The organism is uncultured Mobiluncus sp. (genome assembly GCF_947087965.1).
Classification (GTDB): domain Bacteria; phylum Actinomycetota; class Actinomycetes; order Actinomycetales; family Actinomycetaceae; genus Mobiluncus.
Genome location: NZ_CAMUES010000001.1, coordinates 88,982 through 104,465, shown reverse-complemented (window position 1 = coordinate 104,465; position 15,484 = coordinate 88,982). Strand labels below are relative to the sequence as shown.

Genomic DNA, 15,484 nt, shown 5'->3' with positions numbered 1-15,484 from the left:
GGTTAGAACAGATGTGAGACAAACTTTAGAAAAAACTCTCGCAAAGCCTGCTCGTGCCAGGAGCGCGACAAACCGGACGCAATCTGTCCCGCCCGTGCCCTGCACAGGTCTAGACTGGGCAACGATGAGCGAAACAGTAAACTCCGCACCCCCTGGGATGCCGAATGAAACTGAGCAACGTTTTGAAACGGAAGTCATGCCGTTTTTGAATCAGCTCTATTCCGGCGCGCTGCGTCTGACCAGGAATCCACACGACGCCGAAGACCTGGTCCAAGAAACCTTTTTGAAAGCCTTTCGAAGTTTCGATTCTTTTCAGGAGGGAACGAACCTCTTGGCATGGCTTTATCGCATCATGACCAACACTTTCATCAATTCTTATCGCAAGAATCAGCGTCGGCCGCGCACGGAAACTATGGATGAGATTACGGATTATCAACTGGCTCAAGATGATTCCAATCGAGAAGCCCGTTCGGCGGAGTCTCTAGCTTTGGATCGTCTGGGAACTCAAGATATCCTCGATGCCCTCGACGCCCTACCCGATGAATACCGCGAAGCGGTGTATCTGGCCGATGTGGAAGGTCTAGCTTACAAAGAAATCGCGGAAATCCTCGATATTCCCTCCGGGACGGTCATGTCCCGTTTGCACCGGGGACGGGCGAAGCTGCGGAAAATGTTGAGTGAACGTCTGGAAGCTGAGGTGAAGGTGTCATGAGCGAAGAAAACCTTGATTCACAAATGCCCCCCGAGTCTAAGTTCGACTGCAACTGCGATACCGTGACGCAAAATATGCGTGAAATCATGAACGGGGAAATGGACTTGCACACTGCCCAACATTTCCACCAGCATCTGCGCCACTGTCCGGACTGCCACGAGGAATCCCTGCGGGTGGAGCGTTACATCACGTTGCTGCGGCAATCCTGCCGCTGTGAAGCCCCGGTTGAGCTGCGAGAACGCATCATGATAGAGATTCGTAAAATCGGTTAGCCGTACGGATTTTTCGAAGCGCCACGACTTCTCCGGGTTTGCGGGAAGGCGGGGAATGTGTGAAAATAGGCAGGTTGATTACGAACTTCAGAAGGAGGCTGTTATGTCGAAACGCGGTCGCAAGCGTCGGGCGCGGTCCAAGAGTGCCGCTAATCACGGCAAACGCCCCAATGCTTAAAGCTTGAACGGCGGGTGCGGGATAGTGAAAACTTCCCCGCACCCGCAGTGTTTTTTAGACTGAAAGACCCAAAACGCAGTTTTCCCCGGAAGAAACGACATCTTCCGGGGAAAACTATGACTGCTCTTAGCGGGCGAAAGCGCGCGACACTAGGTCAGCGGCCTGCTGCTTGTGTACGGAAGCCAAACCGGTAGAGGGAGCGGCCATTGCCGGGCGAGACACCACGCGAATCGGACGGTCGCCGATGAAAGCATCCTGGTGTATCTTCAGGAAGCTCCAAACCCCCTGATTTTCCGGTTCGTCCTGCGCCCACACCAGTTCAGCGTTGGGGTACTGTGCCAAGATTGGCTTCAAATCCTCGTGTAGCGGGTAGTACTGTTCCAAACGCACGATTGCCGTAGTTGTGTCCCCTGTCTTGGCGCGTTCGGCCGCCAAGTCGTAATACAACCGGCCAGTGCAGATTAGCACGCGAGTCACCCCATTGGGATCCAGATTACCCTGGTCGCCAATGACTCGTTGGAACTGACCGGAGGTGAAATCTTCGACCGAAGACACCGCCGCTTTCAAACGTAGCAACTGCTTGGGGGTAAAGACGACCAGCGGGGTCCGCGGCCGGCGATAGGCCTGCTGACGCAACATATGGAAGTGGTTAGCTGGAGTGGAAGGCTGGACAATCCACATATTGTCTTGGGCAGCCAGACTCAACCAACGTTCAATACGCGCCGAGGAGTGGTCGGGGCCCTGGCCTTCAAAACCGTGGGGCAACAACAGCACCAGAGAGGAGTGCTGATGCCACTTCTGTTGAGCCGAACAGATGAACTCGTCAATCATGGTCTGGCCGCCGAACGAGAAGTCGCCGAACTGGGCCTCCCAGATGGTGAGAGCTTCCGGGCGTTCCACCGAGTAGCCGTACTCGAATCCCATGGGTGCGTACTCGGACAGTGACGAGTCGTAAATCATGAACTTGCCCTGTTTTTCACTTAAGAATTCCAGCGGGGTCCATTCCTCACCGGTATTGAAGTCGTGAGCAACCGCATGACGCTGCACGAAAGTTGCACGACGAGCATCTTCACCGGACATCCGAATGGGAGCTCCCTCCATCAGGATTGACCCGAACGCCAACAGTTCGCCGAATCCCCAGTCGATATTGCCTTCACGAGACATCTGTTGACGCTTTTCGTAGAGCTTTTTAATCTTGGGGTGCATGGTGAAGCCTTCGGGGTAATCCACGTGCGCATCACCGATAGATTCCACCACATCCCGCGGAATAGCTGAGGTCCAAGCAATCATATCGTCGGACTCGTCGGTCTGAGCGGCGGGCAGAGTCCAATCCCAATCGTTGCCTCCCTGTTCGCCTTGTCGCGTCGGGGTGTAGCCCTTTTCCTTGGTTTCCTCAAAAATCTTTTCCAGTTTCTGGTGGTAATCCTCTACCGCCGCTTGCGCTTCCTCATCCGAGATATCGCCACGGCCAATGAGATTATTCATGTAAACAGTACGGGTGGTTGGATGGGTTTCAATGAGGTGATACATCACCGGCTGAGTCATCGACGGATCGTCGCCTTCATTGTGTCCGCGGCGGCGGTAACAAATCAGGTCAATGATGACATCCTTATGGAACTTTTGCTGGAAACGGTAAGCCAAACCAGCCACCCGCGTGACCATCTCAGGATCGTCAGCATTCACGTGGAAAATCGGCACCTGCAAACCTTTAGCTAGGTCAGTGCAGTAGTTTGTGGAGCGGGCATTGGTCGGAGAAGTCGTGAAACCAATCTGGTTATTCACGATGATGTGTACCGTCCCGCCAGTGGCGTAGGCCTTGAGCTGGCTCATGTTCAGCGTCTCATAGACGACGCCCTGACCGATGAAAGCCGCGTCGCCGTGAATCAACACGGGAAGGTAACCGTAGTCGCCCTCGATACCGACTTTATCCTGTTGAGCTCGGACAATGCCTTCAACCACCGGGTTCACGGCTTCCAAGTGGGAGGGGTTGGCCGCGATATAGACGCTGGTAGTTTTGCCTTCGTAAGACTCGTAGATGGACTCGGTTCCTAGGTGATACTTCACATCCCCGGAGCCCTGAACTGAACCAGGATTCATGTTGCCTTCAAATTCGGCGAAAATCTGGTTGTTAGTTTTGCCGGCCACATTCACCAGCATGTTCAGCCGGCCACGGTGCGCCATCCCGATGGTCACCCCAGCCAAGCCATCGTGAGCGGCATCGTCCATAATCCGCAGCATCAGGGGGATTAGCGATTCGCCTCCCTCCAAGCTGAAGCGCTTTTGGCCGACATACTTGGTCTGCAAGAAGTCCTCGAAGGCCTGAGCCGCATTCAAACGGTTCATAATGGCGTGACGGACTTCTTTGCTCGGCGGCTCGTAGGGCCGCTCAATTTCCTCCTGCATCCACGTGCGCTGTTCGGGGTCTTGAATATGCATGTATTCAATGCCCGCAGTACGGGTGTAGGTATCGCGCATCTGGGTCATGATGTCGCGCAGCTTCATGTTGACGTTGTGTTTGTCACCCAGTCTTCCTACGGGGAAATACCGATCCAAATCCCAGATAGAAAGCCCGTAGGCGCCGAGTTTCAAGTCTGGATGGCGACGCACCCGATAATCCAGGGGATCCACATCCGCAATCAAGTGCCCACGGGAACGGTAAGCGTGGATGAACCGCGTGATTCGCGCGTCTTTGGACAGCTCCCCGGGCCCGCTGTAATCGTTGTTACGCGCCCAGCTGAAAGGTGCGTAGGGAACCTTCATGGAATCAAAAACACGTTCATAGAATCCGTCTTCGCCTTTGAGTTTCTTTTCGATTAGACCCAGGAAAGAGCCGGACAAAGCTCCCTGAATGACCCGATGGTCATAGGTCGAGGACATGTGCATAATCTTGCCGATACCGGCCTGAGCCAGCTGTTCTTCCGAGGCGCCAGCCCATTCTGCCGGGTAATTCGTCGCCCCGACCCCGATGATGCAACCCTGGCCCTGCACCAGGCGCGGCGATGACATAAGGGTACCCAAGGTCCCCGGATTGGTCAGGGTCACCGTGCAGCCGGAATAGTCTTCCATTCCCAGCTTGCCGTCACGAGCCTTTTTCACGAGTTCTTCGTAGGCGCGGACGAATTCTTCAAAAGACAGGGTGTCGGCATTGTGCACGACCGGCGTGACCAGTAGACGCGAACCATCGTCCTTGGGCAAGTCAATCGCCAGTCCAAAACCAACGTGCGCGAAATGGTCAATATACGGTTTACCGTCCTCCAGACGGTAACGAACGTTGACGTCAGGAGTTTCCACCAAGGCTTCCACGATGGCGTAGCCGATCAAGTGGGTAAAGGATACTTTGCCGCCGCGAGTCCGCTTCAGGTGGTCATTAATCTGGGTACGATTCTCAATCAACACTTTTGCCGGAATCTGGCGGTAAGACGTTGCGGTCGGCACTGACAGCGAAGCATCCATATTTTTCGCAATCGCGGCGGGGATACCCTTCAGCCGTTCGGAACGGTCTTCCCCTTTGACGGTGGACTTTGCCGCATCATAGTGCTGCTTTGCCACCATTGCGGCGTAGGGCGAAGTCGGCGCGTGAACGATTGAACGCGGCAGTGGCGGGCGATCAGAGTGTTGGGCATCAAGACCGGTAGGCCGGGATTCCTCACCAGATTCAGCTGTTTCGCCGGCTTCTGTGAGCTCGGAGGCGGTGCCAGCGGTGGCACCTGGCAGCAATCCCAGGCTTTCCATCTGTTGGAAATACGACTGCCATTCGGGGGGAACTGAACTTTTATCCGCAAGGTATTGGGCGTGAAGCTGTGCAATAACTTCTTCGGAGGCTGAATTATTCGACGACTGTGTCTCGGCCACTGTATTTTCCCTTTCAAGGTCATTGGAAATTTTTTCCGTTGTGCTCTTAATTTAGGACTTTTAGCCTAGGAATTTCACCTTATTTCTCAGACCTTGACAAAGATTTACTATAGTTCGAGTTATCCTTGGGGATTTGCGGACTTTCCCTTTTCAGTAGGCTGACGGAATCTCGGTCAAGAGGCTTCGGAAGGACGCCAAACGCAGCGCTAGTTCCGGGTGTTCATCCAATAGGCAATCCGGGGAGTCCGCGGCGTGGGTGCAGCCTCGCGGACAGTCCCGGGCTATCGCGTAAAGTTCCGGGAATCCGCGCAGTAATCCCGCCGCATCAACATGTGCCAAGCCAAAAGAGCGCACTCCGGGAGTGTCGATGAGCCACCCTTGTGCAGCCACCGGAAGGGCGACCGCCGAGGTCGAAGTGTGCCGGCCTTTACCGGTTACTTCGTTGACTGTCCCGGTTGCCCGATTTGCACCCGGCACCAGCGCGTTCACCAGGGTAGATTTGCCGACTCCCGAGTGGCCGAGCAGGACCGTGATTTCACCGGTCAGCTGTTTCTGGAGCGCCACCAGTCCCGGGGCGACAGCAGGGGCCGGTGCGGTCTGGGGGCATGTCTCGGTTAGCGCTAGCACCGGAACAGCGGGCTCGTAGAGGTGTCTGTTCAGGGAAAATACTGTTATTCCGATAGCTTTGTAGTCTGCGATAAGTTCCTGAGCGGGATCCAAGTCCGTTTTCGTCACCGCCAGCAGCGGGGCGACTTTCGCGTCCAGAGCCGCCGCTATCGCCCGGTCAATCATGCCGCGTTTCGGTTCTGGGTCACGCGCTGCGACCACGATTAGCATCTGGGTGGCGTTGGCGACTATGAGTTTTTCGCGTGCTCCGGCATCGGATTCGTCAAAGCTGCGGCGTAGGACGGTTTGGCGATCTTCCAGGGTGACGATGCGAGCCAAAGTGTCGGGAGTGCCGGAAGTGTCTCCTTCCACCCCCACCCGGTCACCCACGATAACACCCTTTCTCCCCAATGCCCGCGCCTTAACGGCTTGCACTATGCGGTTTTCGTCAATCGCTACCGTAAATCGACCCCGATCCACGGCGACGACCAGACCGGGCTCAGCATGTGCAAAACTAGGACGTTTCTTAGTGCGGGGCCGGCTGCCTTTCCCCGGACGCACGTGTACTCGCGGATCATCCGTGCCAATGTCGCGGCGACTCAAGAGGCTGCTCCCAACAGACGTTCCCACATTTTTGTGAAATCCGGCAGAGTTTTGGAGGTGGCGCCGATATCATCAATTTGTACCGGATAGTACAATCCTAGGAGCGCCGCAAAGGTCGCCAGCCGATGATCCCCATAGCTATGCAGCAGTAGCGCGGGAGATTCCGGGTCTTTATTCACAAGCACGGAGGGGCTGACACCGGTAATCACGAGGTCGTCCTCCGGGGTGATTTCGCAAGGAATCCCCACGGTCTTGAGTTCGGCACGTAGCGCTTCGAGACGATCCGTCTCATGACCCCGCAGGTGGTGCAAACCACGCAATCGGGAAGTTCCGGGGGCGAAAGCAGCCAAAGCGGCCACGGTGGGAACCAGCTCGCCCACCGCGGTGAAATCGGCGTCTATCGGCCACAGCGGACCTCGACTGGAAACCGTCAATACCCCGTAGTTCCACTCCACATGCAGTCCCATTTTTGGCAAAATCTCCAGCCAGGCCGCTCCTGCCTGCGTGGTGTGCGCGGGCCAAGTGGGGATAGAAATCCGCCCCCCGGCAATACCTGCCAGAGCTAAGAATGGTCCCGCGTTCGAGAGATCCGGTTCGATGCGGACGTCCTGGCCGATAACCGGCTCTGAGGCCACGTGCCAGAACGGCTTGCCGTCCTCGGAGCGTCCCGGTACAACGGTAACTCCATGTTGAGACAAACACTCTAAGGTCATCTCGATGTGCGGTAGCGAAGGCAGCGCCGCAGTTTTGGAACGAACGGTACAACCATCGGGTAGCAGCGGAGCCGCCAGCAACAGTGCTGATACGAACTGTGAGGAAGCCGTAGCGTCTATGGTGACTTCCATAGCGGGGCTCCCCACGGGAGGATAAATAGTACAGGGAAATACGCTCCCATCCGGGGATTCGTACTCGATATGGGCTCCGAACTGAGTCAGAGCATCCAACAAAGGCCGCATCGGGCGCGTATTTGCTTGTGCATCGGCGACCAACCGCACGGCGCGCCCCTGCGCCACCGCCACGGCGGGGATAAAACGCATGACGGTTCCTGCCAAACCGCAATCCACTGTAACGGGAACATTATCCCCAGAGCCTCCCGGAGAAACTGTGGAAGTTGACTGCGACCACAGGTGGGGCAAAGGCGTAATCTGTACCGGTTGATCCACAACTGGGGGCCACGGCTCGATAACCGCCCCCAATGAGCGCAGCGCTTGCACCATGAGTTCCGTATCACGAGCATACAGAACTCCCGTGAGAGAGGCCTCGGTATCGCTGATGGCACCGAGCAACAATTCTCTGGCACTCAAAGACTTTGACCCCGGCAGGGTCACCGCTCCAAAAACGGGACCTCTCGCGCGAGGAGCCTGCCAAACTGTTGCTTGCATAGGTTCAGCTTAATGGAAAAATCGCGCCGTTGACCGTTTTACAGCCCTTCAAGGGATAGGTTTAGAACATGAGTAGTCGCTGGGAAGAAGATTTACAGTTAGCCCTGATTATGGCAGACCAGGTAGACGCCCTGACCACCAAGCGTTTCTTGGCTCCCGATTTGGAAGTCAGCGATAAACCGGATTTGACGCCGGTAACCGATGCGGATAAAGCTGCTGAAAAACTCATCCGGCGGCATCTGTCACATTCACGCACTCGAGATGCCATTGTGGGTGAGGAAGAAGGCAGTACCGGTTTGGCAGCCCGGAAATGGGTCATCGACCCGATTGACGGCACCGCGAATTTTCTCCGCGGGGTTCCGGTGTGGGCTACTCTCATTGGGCTGATGGAGGATGGCAAGATGGTGATGGGGGTGGTTAGTGCGCCCGCCCTAGGGTTTCGGTGGTGGGCCGCCGCGGGCAGCGGGGCATGGACCGGCCGGTCGCGTACCTCGGCGCGTCAGCTGCAAGTTTCACGTATTTCTAACCTGAATCAGGCTTCCTTTTCCTACGCGCTCATCGGTGAATGGGCCGAGGCTCGTCGTTTGCGGGGCTTCATGAATCTCTCTCAGCAGGTATGGAGGACTCGTGCCTACGGCGATTTTTGGTCCTATATGCTGCTGGCGGAAGGCGCGGTGGACGTTGCGGCGGAACCGGACTTGAATCTGTGGGACATGGGGGCGCTGTATCCCATCGTGACCGAAGCTGGCGGTAAGTTCACGTCCCTCACCGGTGAGGATGGCGTGAACGGGCCGGGAGCAGTAGTTACTAACGGCCGTCTGCATTCCCAAGTTTTGCAGTATATCGGCTCGGAAACAGACTAATTTGTGAGGTTTGCAAAACTCTTAAATTTTCGCCTTCGGGGTTGCTCTTATGCTTGAGTCATGAAGTTTTTACATACCTCTGATTGGCATCTCGGCCGGGACTTTATGAACTATGACCTAGCCCCCTACCAGGACTACTTCCTGGAGCAAATCCTGACGCAAATTGAAGCGCACCGTCCTGATGCTTTGCTGATTACGGGCGATGTATTGGACAAGCCCAATCCGAGTGACGCGGATTTGGACAAACTGTCCGGTTTTTTGAATGAGGCACGACAAATGACTCGAATCATCCTCATTGCCGGTAACCACGATGGAGCTTCCCGGCTCGGTTTTGCCAAGGGATTCACTCTGCCGGAAGTCAATATCGTGACTAAAGCTGCCCAGGTTGGTACCGCTATCGAGGTTCCAGGACCCGACGGTGAACTCGGCGCGCTGGTCTACCCCATCCCTTACCTGTCTCCCTTCCAGAATCGCGCGGAGCTATCCACGTGGGTTGATTATGACGGAGTTCGTCATCTTGATGACACTTTGAAGCAGCCCGCCAGCAAAGACGACCCGGAACCGTTGCTGGCGGGAAAACCGGAAGTACTGTTTGGCGCGGCACTGCGCCGCATCGGGAGGGATTTGGAACGGAGGAACACGGACGTGCCGATTCTCGCGATGGCTCATGACTATGTAACACAGGTAGATCCGAATAAGGAAGTGGAACCGCTGGGAAATCTCTATCCGATTCCGGTTTCCCTGTTGGATGAGCTCGCCGGTGGACTGAAAGGGGGCCGCGGCATTGACTATCTAGCTCTGGGACACATTCACGGGGCGTATCCGATAGATGGCACTGAAGTCACGGCCTGGTACGCGGGGTCTCCTCTGCCTTATCGGGTTAGTGAGAACAACGAGAAATGCACCCTTTTGGTCGAGGTTCACCCCGATCACCAGGTGGACGTCGAGAAGCTACCCTTGATAGTGCCTTATAAAGTGACACGACTTCAAGGCATTATCGAGGACCTCACGAACCCGGACGACTCCCGCTACCAGTCCTGGCATCAGGCCTTTTGCAGCATCAACCTGACTGAAACGACCTTGCCGCCAAATGCTTATAACCGACTGAAAGCGGTTTTCCCGCGAATGTTGAAGCTCACTCATTCCCAGGGCACTCTGAACGGGACGCCGCAATCTGGCGCAGAGTTTCGGGAGCTTTCTGAGTTAGAGATTGCCACCGAGTTCTTACGTACCTGCGGCATTGACGCGGAGGAAGACCTCGCTTTGCTGACCGAAATATATGAAGACACCGTTGGGGGGACAGAGAAATGAAATTCCATAAACTTACCCTTGAAGGGGTGGGGAGTTTTTACGAGCGCACCACCTTGGACCTGGATGCATTGGCCGAGTCGGGACTGTTCTTAATTACGGGCAATACCGGATCGGGAAAGTCCACTATCCTGGACGGAATTGTCTACGCTTTGTATGGAGACGTAGCCGGTGAGAGAGATTCCACAACAGATCGTATTCTCTCCTACTACTGGGACAAGGACTACCCTCCTGAGGTCGTACTGGTGTTCTCAGCCCACGACAAGTTCTATGAGCTGCGTCGTACGGTAACCTTTACGAAGCCAGGGCGTAAGTCTTTCACTCAATCCATAGCCCAGCTCAAGGTCTCAGATACCCCGGATTTTGACAACGTTACCGAACCCATTGCGATAGGTAAAGACGTAACGAAAAAGGTAGTGAGAATCCTCGGCCTGGAGAAATCACATTTTCTGCAGACGGTCATACTTCCCCAAGGCCAGATTCAGCAGTTTCTGACCGCAGGGGCTGCCGAACGGCATGAGGTTTTATCCAATCTTTTCGGGGCGGAATGCTTTATTGCCATGGAAAAAGCCGCTAAGGAACGCGCCTCTCAAGGCAAGGAAACCACCAAAGAGTACACCAGGCGCCTAGGTGAGCTTCTCACAACCGTGTATGCGGATCTTTCCAACATTGAGATTACTGGTGAAAATGAAACCGCTTGGAGCAAAGCATTGGAGGAATTTGCAGCGGCAAAGGGCGGGGCGGCGCAGTCGATTTCCGCCTTGGAGCAAGCTGGAGAGCCTCTCTTTGCTAGCACCGCAAAAATTTTGCGCGAAGAAGCCACTAAGGTTACAGATGCCGCCGAGCAAGCTCAGAAAAATTACCAAGCGGCTCAGACAAAACTCACTACAGCGGAAACCGAGCAGAGCGTCATCTCAGAGGCACGACGGATGACTGAAAGACTTGCCGAACTTTCCGAAAAGACAACCGAAATTGAACAACTGGACCAACGCAACCAGAAAGCCGCGCATGCCAACGCCATCTTGGACACCGAGAAAGCAGAGCAGAAACCTTACCGGTCAGCTGAGCACCAGCGTACCAGTATTCTTGCTACTTTGACTCAGCTGGTCGATAACGATACGGATTTAGCCGAATTTAGGGACCAAGTATCCAAGCTGTCGGACACAAAATTGCAAACCTGGTTAGAAGGGGAGGAACCCAGCACCAATTTGTCTAACCTGCGCGATGAGATGAGCGAAAAGATTAATGACAACCAAAAGAGGCTGGAGGACATCAAAGCCAATCTCTCCCTTCAGAGTCAAAAAACTACCGCTGCCAACAGTAAGGAAGAACAGCTGAAGTCTCTGCGCAGTCAGATTAGCCAGCTCAGCGACACTGCTAAAAAAACCACAGAAGCGCTGGACAAACAGCGCCAGATACTGCGAGAACAGAAGCAGCTTGCGGACGGGTTGCCCAGCCGGCAGACAGAGCTGAAAAATGCTCAGGAGCACCACGATTGGGCAAAATCGGCTGAAAAGTTAGCCAAGGATTTGAAAGCTGCCACGAAAAACGCTGCCCGTCTGCAAGAAAGCTACGACCGGGCACAGGAAAACGCCGAGTCCGTTTTGCGAAAATGGTCTGATACAGCGGCGTCTCGCTTGGCGGCACAGTTGCAGGACGGGGAGTCCTGTCCGGTCTGCGGTTCTCTGGATCATCCGCATCCCGCAGCCGAAACGTCTGACAAAACAACCTTTCAGGACTATGAAGCAGCTGCGAGCGAAGCCAACAAAGCTCACGACAAGCTCTCTGAGGCAAACAATAAGGAAACTGAGATTAGCACCAGATTGCAAACAGTTACGGATCAGCTCCAGGGCCGGGATATAAAGTCCTTGGCTGCTACCCTCGCTGACGCCGAGAAGGCCGTCAATGAATCCGCTGCAGCTAGCAAGCAAGTACCCAAGTCGGAAAAGAAAATTTCCGAACTGGAAGAATCAGACAAACAAAACCAAACCGAGCGTGAAAAACTCATCAAACAGGAAGCAGGATTAAGCGCGGAGGTTGAAAACCTCCACGGGGATATTCAGTCACTTGCTGACAAAATTCGAGCGGAGTTGGCAGATTTTGATTCCGATTCCGACCCGCAAGACTTGTTAGATACGAACCTGCACAGTCTGGAAGCGGTCAAACAGCTCGCCAAGTTTTATGATTCCTGGCTGCCAATCCGCCAAGAGTGGATTAGCGCTCATGAAACGTTGCGCAAGTCATTGACAGACCACGGTTTCGAGTCAGTAGCCGAAGCCCAGACCTACGCCAAGCCTCGCCAGCTTCTGGAGACTGACCAAGATACAGTTTCTTCTCACCGTAACGAAGTAGCTGAACTGCGCGCGAAACTAGATACCGACGTGTACCGAAACAAAGCTGCAGTCAAGCCTCCCGACCTGGAGAGCCTTCGAGCAGCTACCGAAGCCAGCAAGCAGGAGTATCGCTCTCTCACCCAACAGTCGGCGTCTTTGGACAGCTCCCATCAGAATTTGTGCACCCACAAGGAAAGGTACGAACAGACCAAACAGGAATGGGACGCAAAAGCGTCAAAGATTGCCGGCTATGAACGCTTATCTCAAGTACTCAATGGTGAGAACACAATGAAAACTACTTTGAGCGCTTACTACTTGAGCAAGCGTCTGGGACAGGTGACTTTTGTAGCTAACCAATTGATTTCTGATGTGTCCGGGGGGTACTACGAAATCAGGCATAACGAAAACTATGAGTCGGACCGCAATCAGAAATATCACGGACTGGGCATCGAAATGTACAACGGCGCTCAGGACAAGGTGGTACCGCCAAAGTCGCTGTCCGGGGGCGAAAAATTTTACTGTTCACTCGCTATTGCCTTGGCGCTTTCCGAAGTCGTGCAACGAGAAAGGGGCGGCATCACCCTGGAAAACATTTTCATCGATGAAGGTTTCGGCACCTTGGACAATGACACCAGAGAGGCAGTCATGTACACGCTGCATAGTCTGCAGAAGGAGGGAGGACGTTGTGTAGGAATCATCTCACACGTCAGTGAACTGCAAGAGGAAATTCCCCTCCAGGTTCAGGTGCGAAACTACCACAGCGGCAACACCACGGAACTGAAACCAGGCGGGAAACGCAAGATTGGCTCCTACCTACAAATCAACGGTTTGGATACGGTCTAGCTCAAGCCCAGGAATTCTCGCAGGACCTCGAGTTCGGAGCCGTCGAACCACAACAGTTCCGGAAACTCTAAGTCCTGGGGGGACTCCCCCGCCCCTGCCGCACGGGCGGCCTGCCCCGCACGTAGCTGCGCCAGTTTTGCCACTTCTGCGCCAGCCGCCGGCTCGTCTACATGGTAGGAAACCACTTCAGAATACTGAATCGGTCTGGTCAGGATGTATCCTCCAGCCAATTCCGGGTGGCAGGGTTGTAGGTCCGTGTCCGCGACTTCCGCCACCGCCACCACCCGGAGCGGCTGGGAGCTTTCGGTTTGCGCGTCTAAAGATTTCAAAGCGGCGGCGTGTAAAGCCTCGTCTTCCGCCACCTCTCGATCCTCCCCGTGCAGCTCGCTGGGAGCAGGAAAACCGGCAGCGGCGCACCAGGCCCTGTCCACGACCGTGACCAGCGCACCCTCCCAGGTCTTGTCCTGTAGGGATTGGGGACACAGCGCGATGTAGGCACGAATCGTTTTCGTCCGTTGGAGGGCTTCACTCATTTTCTGGTTCCTTCTGTTCGCCACGTTTGAACTTCAAAAGTTTGCTCTCCCGAATCCTGCTCCGTCCCGAGCCGCGCCGAGGAAGCAAACCGAGTTGTTTAAAAATTTCATTCTGCAGCCCTTCCAGGTCCTCCAGAACCGCAGCGTGAGGATTCGCCGTCATCACATCACAAGCAGCCACCAGAGCACGGTCAAAATCTTCTCCAGCTTCTCGCACCACCGTCACCGGCAGGTTTGAAACCGAAGCGGACACCACACGAACTATGGAATTGCGCCAGTTCGCCCCTCCCACGGAAGCCCTCCCGCGATTCACTACCGCCAAGGTCGGGCAGCTCCAAAGTTCCTGTTCACGAGCCCAATTATGGTTGACCAGCAGCCGGCGAATCCCCACCGGGTCAGCCAGACCAACTTCCACCACCAAGTCGGCAACGTCAAACGCTCCTAAGGCAGCCCCGTAACGAGTCGGCCCCATAGCCGCCAGCAAATCCGACTGGTCGTCTGCACCACTCGCCAAATCCACCAGAATCCAGCGGTAGTTAATCCGAGCCATCTCTAAAAGAGCTGACAACGCGTGCTGGCCGACCTCACGCCACCGCTCCGCCTTGGTCAGTCCGGTCAACAAATCAACTCCGAAGCCCACCCGCGTCACCAGCTGCGGAAAACTTTCTGGCTTTAGCTTTCCTTGTTCCGCTAAACGACAACCAGTCACCACCCCGGAAGTGTCTAAAGCAATCCCCAGCATCTGTACCAGAGACGACTCGACCGTATCGGCATCGACCAACAGGACCCGTCCAAAGTTACGTAAACGCGAGGCGATGTTCAAAGCTAGCGTAGACTTTCCCGGCGCGCCCACCGGACCCCAAAAAGCGACAATCTGACCTATTGAACCGGCCAATTCAGCATTATCGTTACCAAATTCCTCGCGAGGATTGGGGGGCGGCGGAGGCATCAGGGTGGACATCATCTGTTCCAACAGACGCGCTGCCTCACTCTGTTCAGGCTCTTCCACTCGGGGATCCGCTTTGGCTAAAACCGAAATCCCCCCGTGGCTGTTCAACTGATCCAAGTCCTCTAGAGGGGCGAAGGCAATGATAGCAACATTTTCAGCGGCTAGTTCCTGGACGGTGGCCCCTTCCAGTTCCAGCATCTCGGTATCCACCGCTACCAGCTGCACCAGGTGCGCCTTGGCTATCGATAATAGCTCCGTGGCGTCACGGCAGCGCCGGATGACTTGCAGGGGCAGAGAATCTGACTCAATGGTCCTGATGATGTCCGCTTCCAAATCCGGATGCAGGCAAGTCGCCACCCCGATGAAACTCATGATGCCACCGGTATCGCCATCAGCGGGGTTTTTGTACCGATAGCAGCCAAGATAGGCGACAAGTCCTCTTCCGGTACGCTAATTTCTACATTCGTTTTATTTTTCGACCCGAGCGCCGTTTCCGAGCTTTTTTCCGCCAGGAACACGGCTTTATCTGCCAGCTTTTGAGCATTTTTCAACGGGAGAGTCTTGTCAAAGACACTGGCGGATTTTTCGTCAGGGAGTTGCCATATTTCGAGGTAATCTCCCTTTTTTACACTACTTGGCAGGGGTGCTGCTAGCTCAAGAACAATCCGTTTGTTGTAGGGTTCGGTTTGGCTCAGAGAGGTTTTGGGGAGCAACTGTCCGCCGGCAATAGTTTGCACGACCACGCTGCCTTCCTTTAGCTCGCCTTCACGCAGGTACAGACCCGCTGCCCGCCCCGGGTTTGCCGAAATAACTTCAACATCACTGGATTGCACGGTATGTCCTGCAACGAGGGTTGTTTTTGCCACCAAGTAACCTTCCAGGTGGCTGGCCAGCCGCACCGTCACTATGACCAGGATTACAGCCAGTACCATCAGACCGATTCCCAGTGCGGTACGCCGATTCAAGTACCGAGATTTACTTGATATTTCCGAACCAATGGGCATACAGGCCTCCCTGAATTCTCCTTAATAGGCTTTATATCATTAAATT

Annotated in this window: 11 protein-coding genes; 5 read left to right on the top strand and 6 right to left on the bottom strand. The window is 54.9% G+C overall.

Features of this window, described 5'->3' with window-relative positions:
- Positions 1-124 precede the first annotated feature (124 nt).
- On the top strand, positions 125-712 hold the full coding sequence (locus Q0V70_RS00460; RefSeq protein ID WP_297587170.1) for a sigma-70 family RNA polymerase sigma factor: 588 nt from the start codon (positions 125-127) through the stop codon (positions 710-712).
- The gene (locus tag Q0V70_RS00455) at positions 709-984 is read left to right on the top strand and encodes an anti-sigma factor (RefSeq protein WP_297587168.1); all 276 of its coding nucleotides are present in this window, start codon (positions 709-711) and stop codon (positions 982-984) included. The genes Q0V70_RS00460 and Q0V70_RS00455 overlap by 4 nt, the downstream gene beginning before the upstream one ends.
- 304 nt (positions 985-1,288) lie before the next feature.
- Here Q0V70_RS00455 and Q0V70_RS00450 read toward each other — a convergent pair whose 3' ends face one another.
- The 3 genes from Q0V70_RS00450 to aroA form a co-directional block, all read right to left on the bottom strand.
- Entirely contained in the window at positions 1,289-5,014 is a 3,726-nt protein-coding gene (locus Q0V70_RS00450; protein WP_297587166.1) for a multifunctional oxoglutarate decarboxylase/oxoglutarate dehydrogenase thiamine pyrophosphate-binding subunit/dihydrolipoyllysine-residue succinyltransferase subunit, read from the bottom strand.
- Positions 5,015-5,164: 150 nt separating this feature from the next.
- Positions 5,165-6,223, bottom strand: a complete 1,059-nt coding sequence (locus tag Q0V70_RS00445; protein WP_297587164.1) for a ribosome small subunit-dependent GTPase A — start codon at positions 6,221-6,223, stop codon at positions 5,165-5,167.
- Positions 6,220-7,605, bottom strand: coding sequence for a 3-phosphoshikimate 1-carboxyvinyltransferase (aroA, locus tag Q0V70_RS00440; protein ID WP_297587162.1), 1,386 nt, complete (start codon positions 7,603-7,605; stop codon positions 6,220-6,222). Before aroA ends, Q0V70_RS00445 begins: the two co-directional genes overlap by 4 nt.
- 68 nt (positions 7,606-7,673) lie before the next feature.
- Between aroA and Q0V70_RS00435 the strand changes: the two genes are divergently transcribed.
- The 3 genes from Q0V70_RS00435 to Q0V70_RS00425 are packed head-to-tail and all read left to right on the top strand — an operon-like array spanning position 7,674 to position 12,952.
- Positions 7,674-8,468, top strand: a complete 795-nt coding sequence (locus tag Q0V70_RS00435) for an inositol monophosphatase family protein (RefSeq protein WP_297587160.1) — start codon at positions 7,674-7,676, stop codon at positions 8,466-8,468.
- Positions 8,469-8,528: 60 nt separating this feature from the next.
- A complete protein-coding gene (locus tag Q0V70_RS00430) occupies positions 8,529-9,779 on the top strand; it encodes an exonuclease SbcCD subunit D C-terminal domain-containing protein (protein WP_297587158.1) in 1,251 nt (416 codons plus the stop codon).
- Positions 9,776-12,952: an SMC family ATPase gene (locus Q0V70_RS00425; protein ID WP_297587156.1), complete on the top strand. Its 3,177-nt coding sequence runs from the start codon at positions 9,776-9,778 to the stop codon at positions 12,950-12,952. The genes Q0V70_RS00430 and Q0V70_RS00425 overlap by 4 nt, the downstream gene beginning before the upstream one ends.
- On the opposite strand, the gene Q0V70_RS00420 is transcribed toward Q0V70_RS00425, so the two are convergent.
- From Q0V70_RS00420 to Q0V70_RS00410, 3 genes are read right to left on the bottom strand one after another with little or no spacing between them, the layout of a single operon-like run.
- Positions 12,949-13,485, bottom strand: a complete 537-nt coding sequence (locus tag Q0V70_RS00420) for a DUF6912 family protein (RefSeq protein ID WP_297587154.1) — start codon at positions 13,483-13,485, stop codon at positions 12,949-12,951. The two genes, Q0V70_RS00425 and Q0V70_RS00420, sit on opposite strands and share 4 nt — an antisense overlap.
- Positions 13,478-14,806, bottom strand: coding sequence for an ATPase (locus Q0V70_RS00415; RefSeq protein WP_297587152.1), 1,329 nt, complete (start codon positions 14,804-14,806; stop codon positions 13,478-13,480). The genes Q0V70_RS00420 and Q0V70_RS00415 overlap by 8 nt, the downstream gene beginning before the upstream one ends.
- A complete protein-coding gene (locus tag Q0V70_RS00410) occupies positions 14,803-15,438 on the bottom strand; it encodes an SAF domain-containing protein (protein ID WP_297587150.1) in 636 nt (211 codons plus the stop codon). Before Q0V70_RS00410 ends, Q0V70_RS00415 begins: the two co-directional genes overlap by 4 nt.
- Between the last annotated feature and the right edge of the window lie 46 nt (positions 15,439-15,484).

Excerpts from the sequence above, each read along its gene's own strand:
- Q0V70_RS00410 (WP_297587150.1), bottom strand. The coding sequence starts at position 15,438 with ATGCCCATTGGTTCGGAAATATCAAGTAAATCTCGGTACTTGAATCGG.
- Q0V70_RS00415 (WP_297587152.1), bottom strand. The coding sequence starts at position 14,806 with ATGAGTTTCATCGGGGTGGCGACTTGCCTGCATCCGGATTTGGAAGCG.
- Q0V70_RS00455 (WP_297587168.1), top strand. The coding sequence starts at position 709 with ATGAGCGAAGAAAACCTTGATTCACAAATGCCCCCCGAGTCTAAGTTC.
- Q0V70_RS00435 (WP_297587160.1), top strand. The coding sequence starts at position 7,674 with ATGAGTAGTCGCTGGGAAGAAGATTTACAGTTAGCCCTGATTATGGCA.
- aroA (WP_297587162.1), bottom strand. The coding sequence starts at position 7,605 with ATGCAAGCAACAGTTTGGCAGGCTCCTCGCGCGAGAGGTCCCGTTTTT.
- Q0V70_RS00460 (WP_297587170.1), top strand. The coding sequence starts at position 125 with ATGAGCGAAACAGTAAACTCCGCACCCCCTGGGATGCCGAATGAAACT.
- Q0V70_RS00430 (WP_297587158.1), top strand. The coding sequence starts at position 8,529 with ATGAAGTTTTTACATACCTCTGATTGGCATCTCGGCCGGGACTTTATG.
- Q0V70_RS00420 (WP_297587154.1), bottom strand. The coding sequence starts at position 13,485 with ATGAGTGAAGCCCTCCAACGGACGAAAACGATTCGTGCCTACATCGCG.
- Q0V70_RS00425 (WP_297587156.1), top strand. The coding sequence starts at position 9,776 with ATGAAATTCCATAAACTTACCCTTGAAGGGGTGGGGAGTTTTTACGAG.